We start from the raw sequence: 4,182 nt of genomic DNA, 5'->3' as shown, positions 1-4,182 counted from the left end.
TTTTTATTTTCTCATGTTTTTAAAATTGATGGGTTTGTTTCAATTTATTGATTATTAATTGTTTTTTTGTCGGTGGGTGGTTTTTTGTTTTTGGTCCTGATAAATCTATGGATTAAAAAAAACGATTGCGGGTAATTCTTCACATAGTTATTCACAGAAAAGGTGAATAAATGTGGTCTATGTCTCACTCTTGTGTGGGTAACTAAGATTTGAGCAAAACTTATCCATATTCGTAGTTATTATTCATAAATATAGCGCTTGTCACGTCACTAAGTTTGCTCCGATTGGGGATATGTGGAAAAATCAGTGTAATTAAAAATTTAGATAGAGGTTGGCCAGTGATAGATGGCGATGGTTACCGATTAAATGTTGGTATTGTAATCTGTAACAACCATGGTCAGGTCTTCTGGGCTAAACGATACGGGCAACATTCATGGCAATTCCCTCAAGGGGGAATAGATGAAGGTGAAACTCCGGAACAGGCAATGTACCGCGAGTTATATGAAGAGGTTGGCCTTACTAAAAAGGATGTAAAGATCGTCGCGACAAGTCGTCATTGGTTACGCTATAAGCTGCCCAAACGACTGGTTCGGTGGGATTCTAAACCTGTCTGTATTGGACAAAAACAGAAGTGGTTTCTTTTACGCTTAGATTGCGATGAATCGCATATCAATATGCAGCGTGGAAGCACACCTGAGTTTGATGGTTGGCGTTGGGTGAGTTACTGGTACCCAGTTCGACAAGTTGTATCTTTCAAGCGAGATGTTTACCGTCGAGCGATGAAAGAATTCGCATCTTTAGCAATGCCGTTTAAAGAGCGAAAAACAAAAGGAAAGCGCAAATTGCGTAGAGGTTAAGCATGCTCAGCCAACTAAGGGAAATAGTTGAACACGTATCAAGAGTTGAAGATGTGTCGACGGCTCTTGATATTTTGGTTAAAGAGACATGCAGCGCGATGCAGACGGAATGTTGCACCGTGTATTTGGCAAATAATGATATGCAGCGTCTTGAGTTGATGGCAACTCAAGGCCTGATCTTCAAAGGCAATAGTATTCACATTGGTTTTGACGAAGGTTTGGTTGGCCTTGTTAAAAGAAGTGCTGAACCTATTAACCTTGCACAGGCGTCTGCTCACCCTGCTTATAAGTTTTTTCCCGAGCTTGGAGAAAAGGTTTATCACTCTTTTCTCGGCACTCCGATTATCTATCGCAAGCAAGTGCTTGGCGTATTGGTCATTCAACAGAAGTCCCCCCGTTTATTCAGTGAGATGGAAGAATCCTTCCTTGTTACACTCTCAGCACAACTTGCGGTTATTGTGGCGCATGCCCAAACTCAAGGCCATTGGCTGTTAGAGCAACAGAAGCTACCTGCGACCAAAGGTATTGCAGCTTCATCGGGTGTGGCGATTGGTGACTTATGGTGGGACAACACTCAGCCTGAACTCACCGATGTTTACCCTGCTTCGACGCTCAATGTTGAAAGGGAGCATGAGCTGTTGGCAGTCGCTGTCGAAAATGCTCTCAATGATTTTAAGCGAATGCGAAAGCGTTTAGATAGTGAAATCAATAAAGACGCGTTGGCGATCTTTGATCTGTTTACTCACTTACTCAACGATCCCATGTTACGTAAGGATCTCAAGAGTCAAATTCAGAAAGGCGACAAAGCCGATTGGGCATTGAGACAGGTTGTTGAGAGTTACTCTAACCGTTTTGCTCGTATGTCAGATGTGTACCTTCGGGAGAGAGCGCAAGACGTCCGAGAGCTTGGTCAAAGACTGCTCTATTTCCTCCACAATTCTGAACATGAACTTCGCACGTTAGATAAACCGATTATTTTGGTGGTTCGTGAGTTAACGGCCTCTGTATTAGCGTCTATTCCTAAAGAAAAACTATTAGCGGTTATTTCCTTGGAAGGGGCGGCGAACTCGCACGCAGCGATTTTATCTCGAGCTTTGGGTATTCCTTCTGTTATGGGAGTTAACCTTAATCTTTCGCAAGCTAATGGTAAGCAAGCGATTGTTGACGGGTATAGCGGTGAGATTTTTATTGAGCCGACTAAAAACCTGCTCAAAGAGTATCGGGGGCTGATTCTAGAAGAGAGTGAGCTCTCCTCTATGGTCAATCGAGAACTGTACTTACCGGCAAAAACGAAAGACGACAAGCAAGTCGAGATTCTGCTTAATGCGGGTTTGAGTGCAGACACTAATATCGCCATTAACCAAGGGGTTGATGGGGTTGGTCTGTATCGAACCGAAATTTCTTTCTTGTTGCAGCAAAGGTTTCCGTCAGAGGACGAACAATTCAAGCAGTATCGTTCTGTGCTTGCGAGTTACCCCGAGAAGCAAGTGGTGATGCGAACCTTGGATATTGGTGGAGATAAGGCGTTACCTTACTTCCCAATAGAAGAAGACAATCCATTCCTTGGTTGGCGTGGTATTCGTTTTACGCTCGATCATCCTGACATCTTTATTATTCAGTTACGTGCCATGTTACGTGCGAGTTGTGATAGCCAGAACTTGAGTATCTTGTTGCCGATGATCTCTAGCACTCAAGAACTGGATGATACTGTTCAACTCATCGAGCAAGCCTACGATGAAGTGCATGAACTCGACAGTCGAGTTCGCATGCCGCGTATCGGTATCATGATTGAAGTGCCATCCATGCTTTACCTTCTTCCGCTTATTGCGGATAAAGTTGATTTCGTTTCGGTGGGCACCAATGACTTAACTCAATATTTATTGGCGGTTGACCGGAACAATTCCCGTGTCTCTGATGTCTATGAATCCATGCACCCTGCAGTGATCATGGCATTGAAACACATCCATGATACTTGTAAGCAATATCAATTGCCGGTGTGTATATGTGGAGAGCTCGCGGGTGATCCAATGGGTGCATTGCTCTTGATTGGGTTAGGGTATGAGACGTTAAGTATGAACACCTCAAATGTCGCAAGGACTAAGTATTTGATTCGTCAATCTAAGCTTAGTGAACTGCAAGATTTGGCAAATGAGGCGCTATCAAAACCGTATGGAAGTGACATCTATAGTATGATGCTCAACTATTTCGAAGAGCGTGAATTTACAGGCTTCATTCGAGCGGGTAAAAAATAGGATTTAACGTGTCATATGAACTGATAGGCTTGCTAGCAGGCCTTGGTGCTATTGTTGGTGTTTTAGCTGGCTTGCTGGGCATTGGTGGTGGTTTGCTGGTGGTTCCTGCCTTACTCTTTTTGCTTCCTAAAGCGGGTATCCCTCAAGAGTTTGCGATGCAAATGGCATTGGCTACCTCGTTATCAACCATCATCGTTACGTCGGGATCGTCTGCGATTAACCATTTAAAATTGGGTAATGTAGAGATTTTTGTCGTTAAATGGTTGATACCAGGTGTCGTGATAGGTGGCTTCCTAGGTTCTTTCGTGGCCGATGTGATTCCAGCTCAATACTTACCAAAAGTCTTTGGTGTGATTGTCTTGGTATTGGCGTTGCAAATGCTGTTGTCGATTCGCTCTAAGAGCCAAAAGTCGATGCCGGGTTCAGCTAAAACCGTGCTGTGTGGTGGCGGTATTGGTTTGGTATCAAGTTTAGCGGGCATTGGCGGTGGGTCTTTGTCGGTACCTTTCCTCAACCATCACGGTGTGGAAATGCGTAAAGCCGTCGGCTCATCTTCGGTATGCGGTTGTGTTATCGCGATTTCGGGAATGCTAGGTTTCATTTGGCATGGATCTTCTGTCGATGATCTTCCTGCGTATAGCTTAGGTTATGTTTATCTGCCGGCTTTGATTGCGATATCTTGTACCTCAGTGTTGACCACTCGAGTGGGTGCGAAACTGGCCACTCAATTACCAACCTCTGTTCTGAAGAAATTCTTTGCGGTATTTTTAATGTTTATAGCAGCGACAATGCTGCTGTAGTGTCTTTTCTGTTAGCTATTGAGCTAACCGTTAATCAATTTAGATAGAGAGCCAAGTATGTCTCAGGGTTTTATCGAATTCCCAAATATCGATCCTGTTCTTATTGAACTAGGACCAATCTCAGTTCGTTGGTACGGCCTAATGTACCTTGTCGGTTTTATGTTTGCTCTTTGGTTAGCAAATCGCCGAGCTGATCAACCCGGTAGTGGTTGGACTCGAGAGCAAGTATCAGACCTACTGTTTGCTGGCTTTCTAGGTGTGGTGCTTGGTGGT

At 43.9% G+C, this 4,182-nt stretch carries 4 protein-coding genes; all 4 read left to right on the top strand.

What is annotated here, in order from left to right:
* Positions 1 to 338: 338 nt before the first annotated feature.
* On the top strand, positions 339 to 857 hold the full coding sequence (gene rppH / locus AB4496_RS01425) for an RNA pyrophosphohydrolase (RefSeq protein WP_009848435.1): 519 nt from the start codon (positions 339 to 341) through the stop codon (positions 855 to 857).
* 2 nt (positions 858 to 859) lie between these two features.
* The gene (ptsP, locus tag AB4496_RS01420; RefSeq protein ID WP_009848436.1) at positions 860 to 3,109 is read left to right on the top strand and encodes a phosphoenolpyruvate--protein phosphotransferase; all 2,250 of its coding nucleotides are present in this window, start codon (positions 860 to 862) and stop codon (positions 3,107 to 3,109) included.
* A gap of 8 nt (positions 3,110 to 3,117) precedes the next feature.
* Positions 3,118 to 3,909 (top strand): sulfite exporter TauE/SafE family protein, encoded by a 792-nt coding sequence (locus tag AB4496_RS01415; RefSeq protein WP_017098342.1) that lies wholly within the window; start codon positions 3,118 to 3,120, stop codon positions 3,907 to 3,909.
* Positions 3,910 to 3,966: 57 nt separating this feature from the next.
* Positions 3,967 to 4,182: prolipoprotein diacylglyceryl transferase family protein (locus AB4496_RS01410; RefSeq protein ID WP_372130509.1), on the top strand; the 216-nt coding region annotated here is incomplete at its 3' end.

The sequence above is a fragment of the Vibrio sp. 10N.222.46.A1 genome (assembly GCF_041473595.1).
GTDB classification, from domain to species: Bacteria; Pseudomonadota; Gammaproteobacteria; order Enterobacterales; family Vibrionaceae; genus Vibrio; species Vibrio tasmaniensis_A.
This window is presented reverse-complemented; position numbering and strand designations above follow the sequence as displayed.

What these genes read in the sequence shown, in the direction of transcription:
- ptsP (WP_009848436.1), top strand. Translation starts at nt 860, where the DNA reads ATGCTCAGCCAACTAAGGGAAATAGTTGAACACGTATCAAGAGTTGAA.